Here is a 20,842-nt window from a genome sequence, read left to right as displayed (position 1 = left end):
CATTCAACTCAAATAATTTTTGAGGATTGAATTAGTTTAACTTGGTATTTGTTCTTCTTTTCAACCACTGCGAAATATGAGGCCGGACATGGGGGTCTGAAACGCTAAGAAGCCCCCGAGCCAATATAATCCAAACTTCATAACGTAATAGATACCGCGCCATGAAATTAATTTCACTGGAAAATCCATGGAATTTTTTAAAAAAACAATAGATATGGAAGGAAACCACTATGTCAAAAAAACAAACCCTATCAAATACAAACTATAGTTCGCCTGACTGGCTGACTATCCGTGAAGCAGTCGACGTGATAAATAAAAAAGGACTGAAAATTAAAAAAAAGTGACATTTACAGATATGCATTACATGGCAGCATTCATCTCTCTATTTACTTTCAATCGCCAATTTCATTACGTAAAGTACAAAGATCGGGCTACAAATTAAGGCTTAGATCATCTGAGATGTCATCAATAAATCGTTTGTGCCTTCTTGACAAGAAAACTTTTATTAAGGGGCATAATTTTATTATTAGCACTACTGGCAAATATATCATTCCCACAGAGAGAGTTATTGACACTCTATTGATTGGATATGAATATGTTCTAGTACAAAAATTACTTGCCAAATCTCTTAAAATACCATTGCCTGTAACAGGAGCTATTGATTTTAATCATGGCATAACAGTTAGCTTACAAGGAGAAGTATTTCAACTATTCGACAGAATGACATGGCAAGAAAGAATAACACAAAAAATTATGCAACTCCCTAAAAAAATCTCACTAGATGTACATGAAGAGATATTCTCACAGAGGATAAATAATTACCTGGAAAAAGAGTATTTCCCGGCTCATCTTTTACCTCGGGATGCCTGGTTTGTTATTCGACATGCTGAACTTGATAAATTAATTGACATCACAACCAATAACAGTGTGCCCCCATCATCTTCAACGCGAATATCAACACCACTATCTCGTTTTCTCTGGCTAGCCTGTAAAAACAATGAAGTCATCCGTCCATTAATTAATAAACCGTACAAACTACTATCAATTTTCGAACAATGGGCATCTGACGAAGGCATTACCGACAGGCTCAGTGGTGATACGTTAAAAACTGCACTCGTACGCGGTTCCCCCACATCAATGTCGGATTGACGCAAGTGAAATTTACTAAACCCAAATGTCCGTATTAAGGACTCTAAAATCAGTAATACGGACATAATTAATTTCTCTGACTCTTTTTTCCTTGTCACCTCAAGGGACATTGTATTTCTGTACTACTGGTATCAATACATATCATCAATTATCAAGCATTAGAAAAGTAAAAGCAAAACAGTACTTAAATGCTCGCAACCACGCATATACATAAAAGTCACTCCTTATTAAAGGAGGGTTTAGTCGAATTGCATAGGTTCGCTCGAATCCAAAACCCACAAAATAGATTAACCTTAGCTCATCCAACTATTAAATACATGCATGGGTTCGTAATTATATTCCAATTAATGAATCCGACTGTACTAACCGATACCTTACACATGCAAAAGCATGAAAAAACATATTGCACAGGAAGCCTTAAGTTCATTTACAATGAAATAAATGAGAATTTTTATTTTCTTCAAAAATCTATAACAGATGTACTAAGACCATTATTACAAGATGAACCCCGCCCATAATCCAGATGCTTACTAAGGATTTAAAAACTCATCCTTATGATACGGGTAATTGCCTTACCCCCAGGAAGAGTTATTTTTAATATTGACGGCATTTTTTCTATACCGGTGTGGTGGGACATTATATCTTTTTCGAAATGCCCTAGTTAATGATTGCTGAGAGTCAAAGCCAAATCGCATCGCTATGTTTATCAAAGGTTCATTTGTTGTGATAATAGCATCTAAAATAAGACATAATTTTTTCTCTCTGATGAAACCTCCTAGACTCTGACCGGTTTCAGATAAAAACACTCTCTGCAAATGCCATTTTGAATATCCGGATTTGATAGCCACATCATCAATTTTTAGTGGCATCTCGATATCATTGTTTATCCAAATAATTAAGTCACTTACAAAATCTTTTCTGTTTTTCATAACCGAAACCTCATAGTTACTCTACCAGAAATACATTCTCATCAGGCATTTAGATCAAGAACTAACAATCCATAAGTTCTGCATAAATCCTCAATAGAGACCATACTTTTTATTATGGTGTGATGGATATACTCGCAGACAGTCCAGCCACCAATTCAACTCCATCCGGCAATCTGTCAATATGAATCCGAACCGGGATACGCTGCGCGAGCCGCACCCAGCTAAAGGTTGGCTCGACATTAGGCAGGCCAAGCCCCCCGGTCTCGTCATTGTTATCATCTATTCCGCGTCCGATACTCTCAACATGACCCGTGATCACCGGCTTAAATCCCATCAGCGTTATGTGTGCAGTATTTCCCGTGCGGATATGTTGCAACTTAGTCTCTTCAAAATAGCCAACCACCCAAAAACTATGGGCATCAATGATGGCAACTTTAGTTTCTCCCGCTGTGGCATAGTCGCCAGGGCGAAGTCGCAAATGTGTGACATAGCCCGCAACCGGAGACCGAACAATAGCATGCGATAAGTTAAGCTCTGCAAGGTCCAGCACAGCCAGTGCACCGTGGTAATTGGCCGCAGCGACGCTGGCTGCGCTGGCTGTTTGCTGTAAATCCTCGCTGGAAATCACCCCTTTAATCTGAGAGCGTCGCCTCGCCGCATCCTGGCGCATCAGCATTTCATGACGTTTCGCCTCAACATCTGCCTGTGCGCTGTCCACTGCCAACCTCAACCAGTGCGGGTCGATGGAATAGAGCACATCGCCCCGATTAACCCACTGATTATCGCGGACGGACACATTCAGCAACGGTCCGGAGACATTCGGCGCAATCTGTACCACATCCGCACGAACCCGACCATCACGGGTCCAAGGGGTTTGCGCATAATGTTTCCAGAGAATAAAAGCCAAAAGCGTAGCCACCGCCACAGCGCTGAACGTCAGCACGTAGCGGCCCAGTAGAGAAAGTAACGATTTCATTTAAAAAAACCCCAGTTCGGTCAGTCCCTGCAACAGCAGGTAAAAAGTAATAATGAAGACGGAAAAATCGATCATCGGTCTAAAGGGCAAGCGGCGGTAACCCTTGCTGAAAGAGAAAAGATGTACGAGAAATAGTGTACAGGTCAGTGCAACGAGGGCAATTACCAGCAGACCGGGTACAAAAACGCCCTCAATATTGAAATCATTGATCATTAGCAGGCTCCATTTTCTGAACGCTTAATGCGCAGTAAAGATCAACCAGTTGATCAACATAATGCCGCGATAGTTCATCTGTTACGCTCAAGCTGCGCTCAGTCAGACTGGCGATCCGTTGAAGTAAGGTGTCAATATTTGTCGAGTGTGTAAGAAGAGTGAGCACTTCTTTTATTTCTTTGTTCGCATGCGCATCACATCGGCGTAATCGCATTACACACAGCCCTATACGCAGGGCGTACAACAAATGATGTGCCCGTTCCGGTGACTGTCCGCTGCGCTGCAATCGCGGCAGTATCAACGCTGCCCGATCGATCATAAGGTTGGTCCAGAGGGTTTCGTCTGTATTCAGCTTACCTTCCACGCTGCGGTTAATATCTCGCTGGCATAATTGAAGCAGCCGTTTTATCGCCGAATCAGCCTGCACAGTTTGCAGTAGGCTCATGCCGAGCACTGCAAAACCAGTAGCAGAAAATAGTGCGATAGAGGTATTCACCGCCACGGCAAAATCCCCGCTGTAGTGGGCACCCAGCTCGCACAAAATAGGCAGCGTCAGTGTGATCCCCATAGCCATAAACGTGGTAGGCGGTCTGGCCTGGAGCGATCCGGCAAGCAGATATACCGGAGCTAAAACCGTTACCAGCACGATAAAATCACTGACTTGTGGTAGTAGAACGAAGCTGTAGATCAGGCTTATCACAACGCCCCAGAAGGAGCCGATAATGTACTTAACAATATGCGGGGCAGGCGTATCGAAGCTGCCAAACAGTGTGCAACAAACGCCAAGGATAGAAACCGCCGTACCACCATCAGGCCATGCCGAGAAAATCCACACCAGACAGCCGCTCATAATGATGGCGAAAGCGCCCAGTGCGGTGCGGGCAGCAGTAAGAGGATCGCGGTGGAATACATATCCTTTCACGGTATTCTTTTCCGAGTGCGCAGGCGTCTGTTTCGCGTGATGAATGGCATCCGAAAGACGATAGCACTGCTGCACAAGGACAATGGCCTCTAACAGGTAGCGCATAAAACTTACACGCAGCGCTTCTTCAAACGTCAGCTCATACACTGAATAGCGCTGTAGTAATTTTTCACTCCTTTTTTTGAGCGCTTCACCCTCGCTTTTGAATTTTCCTTCATCTTTGCAGGCCAGCCAGACCTCAACATCACCCAGCAGAATTTGCACATCTACAGGTATCGTCGCTATCAGAGCTAAACGGTCGCGTAACTCACAGTTAACAATGACTAATCGCGCAAGCCGATCATGAAGCCTTTTTCTCGCTTGCCGGACCGGTACAGAGAACGCAAAATCATAAGGGATATGATGGCTGATACCCTGCAGGAACTGTAATGCCAGTGCCATATGCAGCGGCCCGGAAACAGCGTCGGGTTTGCCTGCTAAAGTATCTGCGACACGCTGTCGTGCCGAGAGCAGCGTCTGCGACAATTTACTGTTGAACTGGCCCGTTATGCGCGCGGGCAATACATAGCGATGAATAAGTGCCGCGCAGAAGATACCGATCATGATTTCCTGTACCCGAACAATAGCGATGTTAAAAATCGCACCAGGATCGGATACCGCAGGGAAGCCAATCAGACTCGCAGTGTAACCAGCCAGGACAAAACCATAGGCGCGGGGCGTGCGTTCCAGCAAGGATAAATAGAGGCAGAAGGTGATCCAGCCCGTCAGTATCACACTGAAAAATAACGGCATATTCACAAAAGCAGGTACAATTAATACCGTTATGCCCGCGCCGACTACCGTTCCCACCAGACGATACAGACTTCTGCTCAGCGACGCTCCGACGGAGGTTTGGGAAACAATATACACGGTGATAATTGCCCAAGAAGGCCGCTCCAGGCCAATTGACAGTGCAATGTAGTATGCGAGCATCGCTGCGGCAAAACTCTTCGCGGAATAGAGCAGAGCGTTCGCATCATTCAGTAGTGAAGGAGAAGCCATACCGCGAAGACGTTGGCATATCGTGTGTAAAAAATGAAAGTAACTCGCGTTAATTTTTTTCATGCCGGAAATTATTACCGGCTTGCATATCCACTTAAATACTCTATTCTGTCAAAAAATACCTAAATGTTGCCAATCTATGTTACCCCCACTCGCCAATACGCTGTTTGATCCGGATGCCACCCCCTGCCCCGCAGTCGCGCGTCATTTGGATTTTGTCGATTACGCGGCCGAAGTGCCTGTGCATACGCACCGCAAAGGGCAATTGATTATTGCCCTCTATGGGGCGGTCATTTGTCGCGCCGAAAATGATATCTGGATCGTGCCGCCTGATTGTGCCGTCTGGATCCCTGGGGGAGTGCCGCACAGCGCCAAAGCTACTTGGAATGCGCATCTCAACTATCTGTTTATCGAACCTGGAGCTGTCGCGCTGCCGGAGCGATGCTGTACTCTGGCAATTTCCAGTCTGATTAAAGAACTTGTTGCCCGTTTAACCCGCGAGGGCGTCGAATATCCACCGGAAAGCCATCCCGCCAGACTGACCAGAGTAACACTCGATGAATTAGCCACCATGCCTCAGCAGAAACTGAGCCTCCCTGTGTCGTCGCATCCTAAAATCCGCGCCATGGCCGATGCTCTGGTCAGTCAACCTGATGACCGAAGCACATTCAAAGCATGGGCAAAAAGACTGGCGCTTAGCGAGCGTTCTCTCGCGCGTTTAATGCTGCGCGAAACCGGGTTGACGTTCGGACGCTGGCGTCAGCAACTGCAACTGATAATTGCTCTCCGGGAACTGGCTAGCGGCGTTTCGGTTCAGAATGTTGCAGCTAATCTGGGGTATGAATCGGTTAATGCGTTTATCACCATGTTCAAAAAAACAATGGGCAGTACACCCGCGCACTATTTTGCCGAACGGAAAACAAGCGCACACTTAACCGATATTTAGCGACATCAGGTTATCCAAGAAACCAGAGGTGAGTCATAGAGCCGTATGCAGCATCCTGACGTATCCGTCTCCCTGTGCGGGGTACCGCACCACAGAATCTTTACCACATGGAACCTCCAGCCAGGACCATATTGCCTCAGCCGCCTTAACGATAACAAGAATCAAAGGACAGTATTATATCTGCTGGATCGGTCTATACATGATCGGGAAGCACAATCAATTCAGCATTGTGTCAAGGAAGTAGTTGAGCATATATGTTTCGACCACACAGAACACTTCTATGACCATGCTTCATAGCGTATTGCTGCCAGAGTGGTAACGCCCCCCTGACTGAAATTCGCAATGAATGTATTTAACCGCATCTTTTTATTCTCTTCATAATCACGCTAAACCATAACGCCGTTGCAACAGCGACACGCTGGAAACTGCCCTGCAGCATCCCCCTTCACCACATCCTTATCCAACTAACGACGTATTTATTTTACTACAAAACCGTACTAAGGACCTTCCCGTCCGTAATAAGGGGCCCTCGACTTCCCCTAAGTTTTCTGCTGTGTTTTTTTATTTTCTCTGGACATATACCAGTTATTCCACAACAGGAGAATACGATGACATCACATCAGTTATTACGTTTAAAACAGGTCGAAGAAAAAACCGGCCTAAAACGCTCCCAGATTTACCTGTATATGAAAAGTGGTTCGTTCCCACGGTCTATAAAAATTGGACCGGCAAGTGTGGCATGGCTCGAATCGGAAATTGATGAATGGATCAACCTTAAATTAGCCGGGCGAGAAGCCAGTTGAAAACACCTGTCTGTTTTACCTTCTTCCCGAACTACAGAGTGAGGAGATAATATGATGATCCCATCAGTTAATTACACCATTCTGACAGATGCTTTGCGCGCTTTGCATGAAGGGAATATTCGTTACTGCGAATTACTGGGATTTACTTTCGACGAAATGAATGCGCTCAGTCAGCTATCACTTGATGAACTCTTTGCCGTCAGCCGGATGGCAGCTCCTTTTATTGCGGTCACAGTCCGTCATGATGTTTTGCATCATTTACTGGCGCAGGCTCACCAGGAATACCTGCGACATCAGCAGATTAACAAGGCCATCCGCTTGGGTGGTTCTATCGCATTGCTCAACCAGTTTTTTGGCCTGACGTCTAATGACGTCTGCCTTCGCCGTCGGTTACTGGGTGTCAGCGTGCCGTATGGCCGGACGCCTGAACCGGATGAGAAGACGGATGCTTCTATCTGGCGGCAATGGCAACAACGCCGGGTGGAAAACTTGGAGTCGCCAGATGCGCTGATGGCCATGATGCAGATAACTGAAGTCCTGCTACCAAGGTTCCAAAGACTGTCTCTCACCACCGTCTGGAAGCGCATCACACTCTGCGAAAAGGAAGTCGCCAACAGGAGGGCATCACATGCCGGATGAGATCGACCGCGATCAGGAGTTCAATGAACAACGACTGGAAGAGATGATTGAACAGAGCCGTTTCAAACCAGGAACAACACCATCATTATTCCACTGCCGTTTATGCGGTAAACCTATTCCTGAAAAACGACGGCAAGCACTACCGGGCGTAACAACCTGTACGGAATGTCAGGATAAACTTGAACGCCGTCGGTGTTAAATGTGAGCCAAAAGACGTATGAGTAATAAAGAGCCTGTACACCATTCTGTGTAAATGCCTTTTCTCAGAAGTGACCGCTCAGGCGGTCACCGAACTCGATGATAAAACGGCTCATTGCCATGCGCCAGTCCCTCAGCGGCATCGTCCATTTTTGTGAGGCGGCCTGGATTGCCAGCCACACGACCTTTTTCACTGACTCATCCGTCGGGAACACCTTGCGCTTTTTGATCGCATGCCTGATCACGCTGTTCAGTGACTCAATGGCGTTGGTCGTGTAGATGACTTTGCGGATATCTGCCGGGTAGGCGAAGAACGTCGCAAGGTTCACCCAGTTTGCCGTCCAGCTCCGGCTTATCTGCGGATAGCGGCTGTCCCAGGCGCTGGCGAGCGCTTCCAGCGCCTGCAGACCTGCTTCTTCCGTCGGCGCCTGGTAAATCGCCTTCAAATCGCGGGTAACGGCCTTGTAATCTTTCCAGGAGACGAACCGCAGGCTGTTGCGCACCATATGTACGATGCACAGCTGGATGCGGGCCTCCGGATATACCGCGTTTATGGCGTCCGGGAAGCCTTTCAGTCCGTCGACACAGGCGATGAGGATGTCGTTCAGGCCGCGATTCTTCAGTTCTGTCAGCACATTCAGCCAGAACTTCGCGCCTTCATTTTCGGCCAGCCACATACCCAGCAGTTCCTTCTGGCCTTCGATGTTGATGCCCAACGCCAGGAACACGGATTTATTGATGACGCGACTGTCCTGCCGGACCTTAAGGACAATACAGTCAAGGTAAACAATAGGATAGATTGCATCCAGTGGCCGGTTTTGCCACTCAACAACCTGCTCCATGACGGCGTCAGTGACTTTTGAGACCAGCGCTGGCGAGACATCCGCGTCGTACATCTCTTTGAATGCAGTCGCTATCTCGCGGGTGGTCATCCCTTTGGCGTACAGGGATAAAATCTGATTATCCATCCCGGTGATGCGGGTCTGGTTTTTCTTCAGCAACTGAGGCTCAAAGGTGGCTTCGCGATCCCGGGGAGTACGCAGTTCAAGTGGACCATCCGCAGTCGCTACGGTCTTTGTTGAGTAGCCGTTGCGGGTATTGGAGCCCGGTTTAGGCTGATTTTTATCGTACCCCAGATGGTGAGACATCTCAGCATTGAGAGCCGCCTCAACGCTGATTTTCTTCAGCAGACGATCGAACTGGCTAAGATCGTCGGGAGTTTTGAGATTTTTGGCCAGTTCATTAGCCAGAGCCTGCAACTGTTTTTCGTCCATAAAGTAACCTGCCTTTGATGTTGAATTGAACATATCAAAATCAGGCAATTACACAAATTTATGTACAGGCTCGTAATAAATTCTCATACGTCTTTATCTGTATCAGAAAATAAAAATAAACCCCCATAATTTACTTCCACTTCCTTTCCTGTTCCCCCCTTTCTTTATTTATCCATCCGATTAACTCTTTCATTTTTGTTTTGAGTTTATCGTTCATGACTCGATCCAGATCCCTCATGCTGAACACGCCATTACAGAATGGTTGCCCTGATGGACGTTAATTCGTCCGGGCCGGGTATTGCTCTTTAATAATACGGAACGGGCTGTCACAAAACCACAATTCAGGGTGCCGCTGAATGTTCTCGCTGACCCGTTAAAACCGGAATGCAGAATCGGGATGTGACCCGTTTATTTCAATCGTTGTCGTTCTGATGAGAAGATAATTCATGAGAAAACCCATCTACCACGTATTTGTCACCCAGGAAGGCCCGCCTGATATGCAAGGCGAAAAAAACACCTACTGGACCAGGGTTGGTGTGGCATTTGCTCACAACGGCAAGCCCGGCCTGAATATTGTCCTGACACCCGGTATTGCGGTTTCCGGCAAACTGGTCCTGCTTGAGCCACGAGAGGATAGCAATCTGCCACAGAGTACCGAGCCCGGCGAAACGGCGCTTTAACCCTTCTTTATTACGCCTTACTCCGCAGCGTGCCGGGTCGACTGACTGGCACACTGCCTTCAATTCCGAGGCCATCATGCTTTCCACCACTGCCTTTCTGGCGGCGGCCATGCAGTGTGCCGCCAGCATTCATCCGTCCACTGCGCTCGACGTGGCACGGGTGGAGTCCGGTTTTAACCCTTATGCCATCGCCGAAATTATTCCGAAGGCCACTCGCTCCCTCGGAGATAACAATGTTATCTCCCATCAACCCGCCAGCCGGGACAAAGCTGAGCTCATTATTCGCCGCCTCGTGACACAAGGCCGCCGTTACTCTGTGGGGCTGATGCAAATCACCAGCACCAATTTCCGTCATTACGGTGTAACGGCCACTGACCTGCTTGATCCCTGCACCAATTTGTCCGTTTTTGAACGCATTCTCAGCGACTGCTACCAACGTGGCGGTTCTCTTAAAAGAGCATTGAGCTGCTATTACTCCGGCAATTTCCGTACAGGACTACAGCCTGAAGCGGCTTTTTCCGGGACCAGCTATGTGCAGCGAATGGGTTATGTTTCGGCGTCTCCTCGTTATGTCGTACCGGGCACTCGCGGGGATAAATCCACAACATCGACTCCCTTGGAAGCCATTCCTGCTGATAAGCCATCCCCTCCCCGTCTGATCTGGCCGGGGGCCGTTGTCCGGGGCGTCCCCGCAAAACTCCGTCAGGGGAAAATCGCCATCGCACAGACCTCCGCGCCGTCAGTACGTCGCAGCCTCTCTCAGTCACCCCGTGAGGAAGAATAATGACACTTTTTCGCAAGCTAAAGACCACTGTCAGTGCTGTTTCCGTAGGTGTGCTCATGGTTTTTTCTACTACCCCGGCGTTTGCCGATGGTTTCACTCGCGCAAATACCGTGATGGAAAAGGTCTCCACCGGTCTTCATGGTCTGGCGGCCATCACCATCACCGTGGCCGTGATCTGGGTGGGTTACAAGACCCTCTGGAAAGGCGAAAGCCTGTCCCAGTGCGCCTACATCATCATTGGCGGGATCCTGATTGGCGGGGGCAGTGAGATCGGCGCACTGCTGATGAGCTGAGAGGTCATCTATGGCAAAGCTGCTCAAAGCAATGAAACGCCCGGCGGCACTGTGGGGGGTGCCGATGGTGCCCCTGCTGGGTGTCACGGGGTTCACCATCATCGTCGCTGTCTGGACTTCCGTCGCTTTCCTTGCCCTGCTCCCGGTTGAATTTCTGGTGATGAAGTCCCTCACCCGGAATGAACCCATGCGGTTCAGCCTGATTGCCGTCTGGCTCAGGGCAAGAGGAAAACCGGCAGCAAACCGTCTGTTTGGCGCAACAGTATTTATGCCCGTTGAGCATGATGCTGTTGATATCACGGAGTTTCTCAACGCCATGAAACTGAATCAATGTGCCACGCTCAGGAAGTACATTCCGTATTCATCGCATATTCATCAGCATGTTGTTCGCTCACCACACAGTGATCTCTACTGTACCTGGGAACTGACGGGGACCCCGTTCGATTGCGAATCAGAAGAAACCCTCAGTATTGACCGCAACCAGTTGCACGGACTCATCCGCTCATTCGAGGGGATGCCGGTCACCTTTTATATCCATAACATGCGGGAGCCGTTTACCGATTCGCTGCATAAGACATCCGGCAACCCTTACGCCGATGAAATCAGCCGTCTGTATTATGCCTCGCTGGCGGCGGATCCATTTCGCCGTAACCGCCTGTTCCTGACCGTCTGTTACCGTCCATTTGTCAGTCTGGAAAAAGCCGGGCGCAGACGCATGAATGACGGCAAGAAACTGAAAGAGCTTGACGCTGCACTGAGGGAAATGCTGGAAATCAAAGAATCGCTCGATACCGCACTGTCACGCTACGCCGCACGTCCTCTTGGCACGTTTACCGAAGATCACGCGGTATTCTCCTCCCAGTTATCCTTTTATGAGTACCTGTTGACGCACCAGTGGCGCAGGGTACGCGTCACCTGCGCTCCGGCGTATTCGATGATGGGGTCGGCGGCGCTGTTCTTTTCCGGCGAGTCCGGGCAGATAAACCACGCCAGCGGCACACAGTATTTCCGGGGTCTGGAGGTGAAGGAGTTCCCGGAGGAGACCGCTACAGGGATGATGGACTCGCTGCTGTACGCCCCCTGCGATTATATAATTACACAGTCGTACACCTGCATGTCACGTGAAGAAGCCCGCAAGGCCATCAAACGTACCCGACGTCTGTTAATGAGTTCAGATGACGATGCGGTGTCACAGCGACTGGATCTGGATGTGGCGCTCGACCTGCTGACCTCGGGGAAAATCGCCTATGGAAAACACCATTTATCCATCATGGTGTTTTCCCGCTCGCTGGGCAGCCTGGTGGCCGATACCAGTGAAATCAGCAATGCCCTGAACAACCTCGGCATTACACCGGTTCCCGCCGCGCTTTCTCTTTCAGCTGCGTATATGGCGCAACTGCCCGGCAATTATCACCTGCGACCCCGCAAGGGAGAGCTGAGCAGTCAGAACTTTGTTGAGCTGGCCGCACTGCACAATTTCTATCCCGGAAAGCGCGATAACGCGCCCTGGGGGGATGCGATGGCCTTGCTGCGCACCCCGTCAGGAGATGGCTACTATCTGAACCTGCATAACACGCTGGCGGACAAGGACGAGTTCAACGAGAAGAACCCGGCCAGTACCTGCATTCTCGGCACCAACGGTTCGGGTAAAACCATGCTGATGACTTTCCTTGAAAACATGCAGCAGAAATACGGCCGTACGGACAGTTTTTCTCCGGACGCGAAAACCAAACGACTGACCACCGTTTATCTGGACAAAGATCGGGGCGCGGAAATGAATATCCGGGCGCTGGGAGGCCGTTACTATCGCATCACGCATGGCGACCCCACGGGTTGGAATCCGTTTTCGCTGTTACCCACGAAACGCAATATCAGTTTCATCAGTCAGTTGATGAAACTGCTGTGTACGCGTAACGGCGCGACCATCACGCCCCGTGATGAACGCCGCCTGAATGACGCCGTACTGGCAGTGATGAGTAATGAACCACAATATCGCATCTATGGGATCACCCGTTTACTGGAGAATTTGCCGGAGCCTGCCACCCGGGAGGCACAGGAGAACGGCCTGAGTATTCGCCTGTCGCAGTGGGCGCAGGGTGGCGAGTTTGGCTGGGTGTTTGATAACGCATCGGATACCTTCGATATCAGCCACTGCGATAACTTTGGCATTGACGGCACGGAGTTTCTGGATGATGCCAATGTCTGTGCGCCGATCTCCTTTTACCTGCTGTACCGCATCACCACGCTGCTCGACGGACGACGACTGGTTATCTTCATGGATGAGTTCTGGAAATGGCTACGGGATCCGATCTTTAAGGATTTCGCCTATAACCGACTGAAAACCATTCGTAAACTCAACGGGATGCTGGTTGTGGGCACCCAGTCCCCGGCGGAGATCATCAAGGATGAGATTGCGCCCGCCGTGATTGAGCAGTGCGGCACGCAGATCCTGGCAGCCAACCCCAGTGCCGACCGGGCGCACTATGTTGACGGGATGAAATTTGAACCGGAAGTGTTCGATGTGGTGAAAAATCTGGATCCGCAGGCCCGCCAGTATGTGGTAGTAAAAAATCAGTTCAGGCGTGGCGACACAAAACGTTTTGCTGCACGCGTGACGCTCGACCTCTCCGGTATCGGCAGATACACCCGAGTGATGAGCGGCAGCGCCGATAACCTCGAAATCTTTGATTCCCTGTACCGTGAAGGGATGCAGCCCCATGAATGGCTGGAACCCTACCTGGCGCAGGCACTCTGATAACCCAAAGGAAATCCATGATGAAAAGGCGTTTTCATGCCCTGATTTTCGCGTGCGTCATTGCCAGCCCGCTGGCGCACGCTGGTATTCCTGTCCTTGTTGATGCTGACCCGCTGCGTGAGCTCGAATGGCTGAAAGAAGCGCAGCGCTGGATGCAGACCGCGCAACATTATCAGAGCCAGATCCAGGCGTATAAAAATCAGTTAGCGACGGCCACCGGCGTCCGGGATATTGCAGATTTTGTGGATCAGGCGAAGAGTCTGAAATCGGATCTGGAAAAACTGCGCAAGCCAGGCCAGACACTCAATGATCTGCTACTTTCCGGCGGCACCTCAGGACAGTTCGATGCGCTGTACGCGAAGTACCAGGTTTTCAATACCTGCAATCCCAAACAGTCAGGACGCTATGCAGATACCTGCAAACAGCTGGTCATCAATAAGGCGATCCAGCTTGAGCAGACTGACGAGATCCAGGAACAGGTCAGCCAGACACTGGGCGAGATTAACGGCCTCTCGAACCGTATCGCACTGTCCAAAGACTCAAAGGAGTCTCAGGACCTTGCCAACAGTATTCAGCTAAAATCAGTGATGCTGAACACACTCACTAACCAGTGGGAAATGAGCGTGAAGGCAGCAGAAAAGCGTGAAAAAGTACTGGAGGACGAGCGTGTTAAACAGTGGAATCAGCAACAGTTAACTGCGCCCACGTTGAAATTTCATGAATAAATAAGGAATGGAAAGCCAATGAATAAAATCATCGTTATCTTAACCCTTCCATTTATTGTATTGATTTCCGGATGTGACGAGGAAGCCAAAACGACACAATGGTATCGTGATCATCCTGATGAATTAAAAGTTGTTTATGAAAAATGCCAGAAAACCGGCAGTGCTTCTGAAAACTGCAAAAATGTTAACGAAGCACATTATCAGACCCACCAACTCAATGCTCCGACCCTTAAATTCCATGAGTAGAGGGGTTCACTATGGCTGATCTCGGTACATTTGAATTTATAGAGAAACAGCTAATTGGTGGAATAACACAATCCACCAGTGGCCTGATGATGGAGTATTCTGCGATGGTTATGGGGTTGGCGACGGCGTCAGCCACCCTCTATATCTTGTGGCGTGGATACCAGACCCTGGCAGGTAAGCTGTCCACGCCAGCGGAAGATGTCATGTGGGACATCATGAGGATGGCGATCATCCTGTCCTTTGTGGCAAATGTCAGCGGCTATCTTGACAGCGTTATCGACGCTATTCATGGTTTAAAGGAGGGATTTTCCGGCGGCGATAATATATGGCAGATGTTAGATACACTATGGGATAAAGCGAAGGTGCTCGGAAAAACATTGCATGACATGGATAATTCAACATACGTAAAAGATGAAGGCATGACCGCTCAGTTTTATGTCTGGCTTGGTGTGTTTGTTTTAATGCTGGTCACCGCCTTTGTTTCAATGATTGCGGAGGTGATGATTTTACTTCTGAGTATTACTGCCCCCATATTTATATTTTGTCTGCTATATGTTTTTTTACGCCCCATGTTTAACAACTGGCTGCAAAATATATTTGCGGCCATATTAACGGTTCTGTTTTCAGCTTTATCATTAAGAATGGTTATAAATTTTATGACTAAAATATTAACGCAATCACTGGCCGGAGCTGCAAACGCCAACATTGTGGAACTAGGCGCACAGGTCTGTCTGGCCGGTATCTGCGCAGCAATAATGGTTTACCTCTCCGCAAAACTGGCCGGAGCGCTTGCCGGGGCCGGTGCAACCGTCTCCATGCAGGGGCTGGCGGCGGTGGGTATCGGCGCGGCAGCGTTTGGTGCCGGGAAGCTGGCTGCAGGAGCCGGTAAGCAGACTACCCGCACCCTTCAGGACACTATCCAGGGCGGGAGAGAGGCCAGTGCGGGTAAACCCGGCAGCGGTCCGGGATACAGCGCAGCTCAAGCGCGTAAGAACGCGATTGAACAGATGATCGCCCGCAACGAAGCCCGGCGACTGGCGCAATCAAGAGAAACGGCCGTTCAGAAATTCCATCGTTAAACCTGTCATCCCTGCTGAAATACTCCGTTAATCCCTCCGGCTAAAACATAACCCTGTCTTCATCTCACTAAGGAAATACCCCATGAAACGCTTGATTGCGCTGGTTTTGCTGTGCGCGCTTTCCGGATGCGCACAGTCCCCCCGCCCCCCAGCCTTTGGTGGTCAGGGCATCCCGGTGAACACCCCTCAGATAATGGCGGAGTTAAACAGTCATGAGTGAACAGACCCTGATTGCGGATTCCCGCACCTTTGAACAGCAGATGATTGAGCGGGACAAACGTGCCACAAAAGCCGGGTTTATGGTGGGCGGCGCGGGCCTGCTCATCGCTGCACTGGCGCTTATCGCGGTGGTGCTGATGTTGCCGCTGAAACAGACGGTCGTTGAACTGTACACCGTGGATAATCATACCGGACGAGTGGAACACATCACCCGTGCATCGAAAACCAGTCTGACGGCGGAGGCAGCTTATCAGAAGGCGATGACGTCCGGTTACGTCAGGCTGCGTGAACGCTACGTTTACCCTTCCCTGCAGGACGATTACGTCACGGTACAGGTTTATAACAGTCCTCAGATCAACGATGACTATCTGGCGCTGTATGCCGGAAAAGACGCCCCGGATAAGGTGTACCAGAACGGGGCGCATACCGTACGGATCGATATTCTGTCAAACCAGATCACCTCAGGCACGGATCCCGATAAAGTCGCCACCCTTCGTTACAAAAAGACCATTCGCCGCCTCGCAGACAACAGCACCCGCACCGAATACTGGGATGCACGTCTGACATTTCACTCCGACCTCGGCCGAGAAATGAGCGATACGGAACGGGAGGTTAACCCGTTCGGTTTTATCGTGACCAGCTGGCAGGCAGACCGTGAAATCCGGGGAGGTGAATAATGAAAAGCATCACTCTTATCCCGCTGGCGCTGATGATGTTTGGCACGGCATGGTGCGCGGCCATCCCGCAGGCCAGCCGCTATGATGCCCGCGTTCAGCAGGTTGTCTATAACCCGCTGAACGTTACCGTCGTCAATACCCGTCCCGGTTTCATGACCACGCTGGTCTTTGACAGCGACGAGGCGGTTATCAGCGCCAGACCCGGTTTTGAGGAGGCGTGGGAAGCCACACCGGACGCTAACCGGGTCAACGTCCGCCCGGTGGCGCTCGTTCAGGGCGCGCCCGGCGCGGACGGTAATACCACGCAGGTGGTTATCCCGCCCAGCAGCCGCGACTGGCATACCAACCTGCTGGTCGTCACCACCCGTCGGCTGTACAACGTCGAGCTGAACGTCATCGATGATAAGTCACCGCAGCAGCCTGCTTTCCAGGTGAGTTACCGTTATCCGGACGAAGACAGGGAGAAGGCCAGCCGTGAGACAGCAGCCAGAGCGCTGGAGCGGGAGCAAAAACAGCAGCAGACTGACATTCAGCAGGCCCTGAATGCCGCGCAGACGCCACGCAACTGGGACTACCTCAAATATCCGGGGCGCGACAGCACCCGTATCGTTCCGGATTTTGCGTATGACGATGGCCGGTTTACGTTCGTGGGCTTCTCTCCGGCCAAATCTATTCCCTCCGTGACAAAAGAGCTGAACGGCCAGGAGCATGTGGTTAACAGCAGTATCCGCAGAAAAGGCAACTTCACCGTACTGGCCATTCAGGAGGTCACGCCCCGTCTGGTCCTGCGTTCCGGAAACGCCGTGGTCGGCCTGGAAAATCGTGGTTTCGGTAAGGTTCAGGCCGCTGATGGTGCCACGGTTTCACCGCAGGTTGACCGGGTGGAAAAGCCCGCAACCCACTGACAACTGAGGAGTCATGCAGATGAACGATGAACACCCGCATCCGGTGCCTGATGGCGCAGGGCCTTCTCCTTCGCAACGGGATGACGATATTGCCGCGCTGGAGCGCGAGGCCCGTGCAAGGCGGGAAGCGACACTTCTCACCGCGCAGGACGATGAAGAGAACGATCCGTTACAACCCGCCGTCAACAAACTGAAAAAGCGCAGGCGCGGGAAAGCCACCGCGTTTCTGGCGATCGCCGCCGTTGCGCTGATTGCGCTGGCATGGGCGGGCAACTGGGTATACCGCAATCTGCTCTGGCAACCCGGTGAAGAGAAGCGGCAGGATGCTACGCCACAGACAAACCGCAGCGATTACCGGCAGCGTACCGATCTGGGTACGCAGGATACCGGAGCCGAAGCATCGGAACCGGTGGAAAACAGCCCGCACATGACGACAGCCTCGCAGCCTGAAATGCCGCTTCAACTCGATAAAGCCCATTTTCTGGTTCGGCGCGATGGTTCAGTCACTGCGACCCAAACCCCGGTACGGACCCGGCAGCAGGAGATGACGCAGGCGGCCTCTGCCGGACAGCAACCAGACACCACGTCGCCACCGTCGGAACCCTCCCCGGCAGCAGTCCGGCGGATTCCTTACAACCCGGACCTGTACGTCCCGGAAAATACCGCTATTCCCTGTTCACTGGATTACCGCTTTGTCTCGGATCGGGCGGGGAAAATCCGCTGCACGATCGCCGAAGATATCTGGAGCGCCAGCGGTAATACGAAGTTGATTTGTAGTGGCACAGTAAATTTGGCCACCTGATTAAAGGTGATATTCTCACCACAACATAAAACAGGTGACTTAATGAACAAGAAAACTAAACGTACTTTCACCCCTGAGTTCAGGCTGGAATGTGCACAGCTGATTGTTGATAAAGGCTACTCATATCGACAAGCCAGTGAAGCAATGAATGTTGGTTCTACCACGCTTGAGTCCTGGGTACGCCAGCTCAGACGAGAGCGCCAGGGGATTACGCCCACTGCCACGCCCATTACTCCAGACCAGCAACGTATCCGCGAGCTGGAAAAGCAGGTTCGCCGTCTGGAGGAACAAAATACGATATTAAAAAAGGCTACTGCGCTCTTGATGTCCGACTCGCTGAACGGTTCACGATAGTTGCCAGACTGAGTGACAGCCACACGGTTGTCAGCCTGTGCTCCGCGCTGGAAATACACCGCAGCAGTTACCGGTACTGGCGAAAACGACGCGATATGGTTAATCCGGTACACGTCAGGTTGTGCAGCGAAATACGTCGGGCGTGGAACCAGAGTCGGGGCTCTGCGGGGGCACGCACTCTGGCTGACATGCTGACCCAAAACGGCGTCGCGATGAGCCGTTACCGTGCCGGACGTCTGATGAAATATCTGAACCTGAGCAGTTATCAGCCCGGAAAACATCAGTACAAAAATGCCCGTCAGGAGCATACCTGCCTGCCGAATCTGCTCGAGCGTCAGTTCGCTGTGCCCGAACCAGACCGGGTGTGGTGCGGAGACATTACGTATCTCTGGGCAGGAAATCGCTGGTGCTATCTGGCGGTCGTCATGGATCTTTTTGCCCGCAGGGTTGTCGGCTGGAGTCTGTCAGTACATGCCGATACCGCACTGATAAGCAGTGCCCTGCGGATGGCCTATGAAACGCGTGGTCAACCGCGTGATGTCATGTTCCATAGCGACCAGGGAAGCCAATATACAGGTCTGAAATATCAGCAACTTCTCTGGCGTTACAGAATAAAACAAAGCGTCAGTCGACGGGGAAACTGCTGGGATAACAGTCCAATGGAACGCTTCTTCCGCAGTCTGAAAACAGAATGGGTGCCAGCACATGGTTATGCAGGCAAGGACGAGGCCCGGCAGCAAATTAATGATTACATACTGAACTACTACAACAGCGTCAGACCTCACCATTATAACGGTGGACTGACGCCGGAAGAGTCTGAGAACAGATACCATTTTTACTGTAAAACTGTGGCCAGTATTACTTGACCACTACATTAATCGTCCGGGTGAGCTTTTCACCAAAATTAACGGCGTCTGGGAACAGCATACTGTTCCGCTGGATTATGAGGGCTGCTACAACTTTGCCAGATGCCTGGCGAAGCATCACGGCGACAATATCGAAGATATCAAGCCGGGGCTATCAGCCACGCTGGAATCCGGCGAACGTTGTCAGGTTATTGTGCCCCCGGCCTGCGAGCGTAACACGGTGTCCATCACCCTGCGTAAACCCTCACAGGTGCAAATCCCGCATCAGGACTATATCGCCGCCGGGTTTTATAACCGGGTGACGGGCACGGAAAAAACGCACACGCACGATCAGGAATTACTGGCCTTATATAACGCGAAGGACATTCCGCGCTTTATGGAGAAATGTGTGGAATACGGTAAAACCATTGCGGTGGCCGGGGAAACCAGTACCGGTAAAACCACCTATATGAAGATGCTGATTGGTTATATCCCCCGCCATCTGCGTATTACGACCATTGAAGATAATCCGGAAATCACCTTATTTATGCATAAAAACTACGTCCACCTTTTTTATCCGTCGGAATCGGCAGATGAAAAAGGGTCAATTGTGACGCCCGCCAGCCTGCTGCGCTGGAATTACCGTATGAATCCCGATCGCATACTATTAACCGAAGTGCGTGGCGGTGAGGCCTGGGATTTTCTCAAGATAACCGGCTCCGGCCATGAAGGCAGTATGACCTCTATCCATGCCGGTTCAGCAATGGAAGCGGTAGACGGGTTTATTACCCGCTGTTATGAAAACCCGCAATGCGCCCGGCTGCCTTACACCTTTATGTTACGCAAGGTGCTGGACAGTCTGGACGTTATCGTCAGCATTGATTTAGACGGCAACTTGCGTCGGATGAATGATATTTACTTTCGTCCCCTGCATCGCAATGCCTTTTTCGAGGAGATGAAAGCATGATGAAGCGCATCAATATGCTGCTATTTTCGCTGGTACTTTCCGGCTGTTCTTCACCCCCGCCACCGGTTCCTGTTGAATGGGATAAACCGGGCCAGTCAGTCAATACCGGGTTACCGCAATGGCGAGACAACCCGGTTATCATTCCTTCTCCGGTGGTTAAAGATACATGGTTATTATCCATTCACGCACGAAATTTTAATGAGACTAACTGGACGCCCGCCGTATTTTACGCGGTCGCCCACTCTGCGCGTATAGTTGTTGCTGCACCATCAGGCGCAGAATTCTTTACTGCAAAAAAATGGCTACGGCGATATGGCGCTAAAGGCGTTATTGAATATCAGCCTGTCTCTGACTGCCTGACATGCAGCGACACCCGCATTTATTTTTCACATTAAATTTCCCCTCACATCCTGAAATTCAC

At 50.5% G+C, this 20,842-nt stretch carries 21 protein-coding genes and 3 pseudogenes; 19 read left to right on the top strand and 5 right to left on the bottom strand.

Annotation, left to right across the window (positions count from 1 at the left end; all coding sequences use genetic code 11):
* Window positions 1-230: 230 nt before the first annotated feature.
* Window positions 231-1,149, top strand: a pseudogene (locus SK32_RS02930) (hypothetical protein).
* Between the two features lie 572 nt (window positions 1,150-1,721).
* On the opposite strand, the gene SK32_RS02925 reads toward SK32_RS02930, so the two are convergent.
* The 4 genes from SK32_RS02925 to SK32_RS02910 all read right to left on the bottom strand — a co-directional run bounded on the left by SK32_RS02925 (window position 1,722) and on the right by SK32_RS02910 (window position 5,293).
* On the bottom strand, window positions 1,722-2,078 hold the full coding sequence (locus tag SK32_RS02925) for a helix-turn-helix domain-containing protein (protein WP_048211285.1): 357 nt from the start codon (window positions 2,076-2,078) through the stop codon (window positions 1,722-1,724).
* Between the two features lie 112 nt (window positions 2,079-2,190).
* On the bottom strand, window positions 2,191-3,054 hold the full coding sequence (locus tag SK32_RS02920; protein WP_048211284.1) for an efflux RND transporter periplasmic adaptor subunit: 864 nt from the start codon (window positions 3,052-3,054) through the stop codon (window positions 2,191-2,193).
* The gene (locus tag SK32_RS02915; protein ID WP_048211283.1) at window positions 3,055-3,267 is read right to left on the bottom strand and encodes a DUF1656 domain-containing protein; all 213 of its coding nucleotides are present in this window, start codon (window positions 3,265-3,267) and stop codon (window positions 3,055-3,057) included.
* Entirely contained in the window at window positions 3,257-5,293 is a 2,037-nt protein-coding gene (locus SK32_RS02910; RefSeq protein WP_048211282.1) for an FUSC family protein, read from the bottom strand. The genes SK32_RS02915 and SK32_RS02910 overlap by 11 nt, the downstream gene beginning before the upstream one ends.
* A gap of 76 nt (window positions 5,294-5,369) precedes the next feature.
* On the opposite strand from SK32_RS02910, the gene SK32_RS02905 reads away from it, so the two are divergent.
* From SK32_RS02905 to SK32_RS02890, 4 genes are all read left to right on the top strand, one after another.
* Window positions 5,370-6,176, top strand: coding sequence for an AraC family transcriptional regulator (locus SK32_RS02905; RefSeq protein WP_048211281.1), 807 nt, complete (start codon window positions 5,370-5,372; stop codon window positions 6,174-6,176).
* Window positions 6,177-6,784: 608 nt separating this feature from the next.
* The gene (locus tag SK32_RS02900) at window positions 6,785-6,979 is read left to right on the top strand and encodes an AlpA family transcriptional regulator (RefSeq protein ID WP_048211280.1); all 195 of its coding nucleotides are present in this window, start codon (window positions 6,785-6,787) and stop codon (window positions 6,977-6,979) included.
* A 54-nt stretch (window positions 6,980-7,033) separates the two neighbouring features.
* A complete protein-coding gene (locus SK32_RS02895; protein WP_197081315.1) occupies window positions 7,034-7,618 on the top strand; it encodes a DUF2857 domain-containing protein in 585 nt (194 codons plus the stop codon).
* Window positions 7,608-7,817 carry a TraR/DksA family transcriptional regulator gene (locus tag SK32_RS02890; RefSeq protein ID WP_048211278.1) on the top strand — a complete coding sequence of 70 codons (210 nt, stop codon included), beginning with the start codon at window positions 7,608-7,610 and terminating at the stop codon, window positions 7,815-7,817. The genes SK32_RS02895 and SK32_RS02890 overlap by 11 nt, the downstream gene beginning before the upstream one ends.
* A gap of 64 nt (window positions 7,818-7,881) precedes the next feature.
* On the opposite strand, the gene SK32_RS02885 is transcribed toward SK32_RS02890, so the two are convergent.
* Entirely contained in the window at window positions 7,882-9,090 is a 1,209-nt protein-coding gene (locus tag SK32_RS02885; protein ID WP_048211277.1) for an IS256 family transposase, read from the bottom strand.
* Between the two features lie 446 nt (window positions 9,091-9,536).
* Here SK32_RS02885 and SK32_RS02880 point away from each other — a divergent pair, with 446 nt between their 5' ends.
* The 14 genes and pseudogenes from SK32_RS02880 (at window position 9,537) to SK32_RS02810 (ending at window position 20,816) form a co-directional block, all read left to right on the top strand.
* Window positions 9,537-9,770, top strand: coding sequence for a hypothetical protein (locus SK32_RS02880; RefSeq protein ID WP_048211276.1), 234 nt, complete (start codon window positions 9,537-9,539; stop codon window positions 9,768-9,770).
* Between the two features lie 76 nt (window positions 9,771-9,846).
* Window positions 9,847-10,554, top strand: coding sequence for a lytic transglycosylase domain-containing protein (locus tag SK32_RS02875; RefSeq protein WP_048211275.1), 708 nt, complete (start codon window positions 9,847-9,849; stop codon window positions 10,552-10,554).
* Window positions 10,554-10,847 carry a TrbC/VirB2 family protein gene (locus SK32_RS02870; RefSeq protein ID WP_048211274.1) on the top strand — a complete coding sequence of 98 codons (294 nt, stop codon included), beginning with the start codon at window positions 10,554-10,556 and terminating at the stop codon, window positions 10,845-10,847. Before SK32_RS02875 ends, SK32_RS02870 begins: the two co-directional genes overlap by 1 nt.
* Window positions 10,848-10,857: 10 nt before the next feature.
* Window positions 10,858-13,602: a VirB4 family type IV secretion/conjugal transfer ATPase gene (locus tag SK32_RS02865; protein ID WP_048211273.1), complete on the top strand. Its 2,745-nt coding sequence runs from the start codon at window positions 10,858-10,860 to the stop codon at window positions 13,600-13,602.
* A 20-nt stretch (window positions 13,603-13,622) separates the two neighbouring features.
* Window positions 13,623-14,327 (top strand): TrbJ/VirB5 family protein, encoded by a 705-nt coding sequence (locus tag SK32_RS02860; protein WP_048211272.1) that lies wholly within the window; start codon window positions 13,623-13,625, stop codon window positions 14,325-14,327.
* An 18-nt stretch (window positions 14,328-14,345) separates the two neighbouring features.
* On the top strand, window positions 14,346-14,573 hold the full coding sequence (locus SK32_RS02855; protein ID WP_048211271.1) for an EexN family lipoprotein: 228 nt from the start codon (window positions 14,346-14,348) through the stop codon (window positions 14,571-14,573).
* Window positions 14,574-14,584: 11 nt separating this feature from the next.
* Window positions 14,585-15,652 carry a TrbL/VirB6 family protein gene (locus SK32_RS02850; protein ID WP_048211270.1) on the top strand — a complete coding sequence of 356 codons (1,068 nt, stop codon included), beginning with the start codon at window positions 14,585-14,587 and terminating at the stop codon, window positions 15,650-15,652.
* 82 nt (window positions 15,653-15,734) lie between these two features.
* Window positions 15,735-15,872, top strand: a complete 138-nt coding sequence (locus SK32_RS26195; RefSeq protein WP_040000618.1) for a putative periplasmic lipoprotein — start codon at window positions 15,735-15,737, stop codon at window positions 15,870-15,872.
* Window positions 15,865-16,548, top strand: a complete 684-nt coding sequence (locus SK32_RS02840) for a VirB8 family type IV secretion system protein (protein ID WP_048211269.1) — start codon at window positions 15,865-15,867, stop codon at window positions 16,546-16,548. Before SK32_RS26195 ends, SK32_RS02840 begins: the two co-directional genes overlap by 8 nt.
* The gene (virB9, locus tag SK32_RS02835) at window positions 16,548-17,453 is read left to right on the top strand and encodes a P-type conjugative transfer protein VirB9 (protein ID WP_048211268.1); all 906 of its coding nucleotides are present in this window, start codon (window positions 16,548-16,550) and stop codon (window positions 17,451-17,453) included. Before SK32_RS02840 ends, virB9 begins: the two co-directional genes overlap by 1 nt.
* 19 nt (window positions 17,454-17,472) lie before the next feature.
* Window positions 17,473-18,237, top strand: a pseudogene (locus SK32_RS02830) (VirB10/TraB/TrbI family type IV secretion system protein); the annotation flags it as partial.
* A 24-nt stretch (window positions 18,238-18,261) separates the two neighbouring features.
* Window positions 18,262-19,475, top strand: a protein-coding gene (locus SK32_RS25615; protein ID WP_148735742.1) for an IS3 family transposase whose coding sequence is annotated in 2 segments (ribosomal slippage) — window positions 18,262-18,556 and window positions 18,556-19,475 — 1,215 coding nt in all. Because the reading frame shifts where the segments join, the coding sequence is not laid out codon by codon here.
* Window positions 19,476-19,482: 7 nt separating this feature from the next.
* Window positions 19,483-20,421: pseudogene (gene virB11 / locus SK32_RS02815) on the top strand (P-type DNA transfer ATPase VirB11); the annotation flags it as partial.
* Complete coding sequence (locus SK32_RS02810) at window positions 20,418-20,816, top strand: cag pathogenicity island Cag12 family protein (RefSeq protein ID WP_048211264.1); 399 nt, start codon at window positions 20,418-20,420, stop codon at window positions 20,814-20,816. The pseudogene virB11 and the gene SK32_RS02810, both read left to right, overlap by 4 nt.
* Window positions 20,817-20,842: the final 26 nt, after the last annotated feature.

This window comes from Citrobacter sp. MGH100 (assembly GCF_001034465.1).
Classification (GTDB): domain Bacteria; phylum Pseudomonadota; class Gammaproteobacteria; order Enterobacterales; family Enterobacteriaceae; genus Citrobacter; species Citrobacter youngae.
Note: the sequence above shows the minus strand (reverse complement) of the source record. Positions and strands in the feature narration are given on the sequence as shown.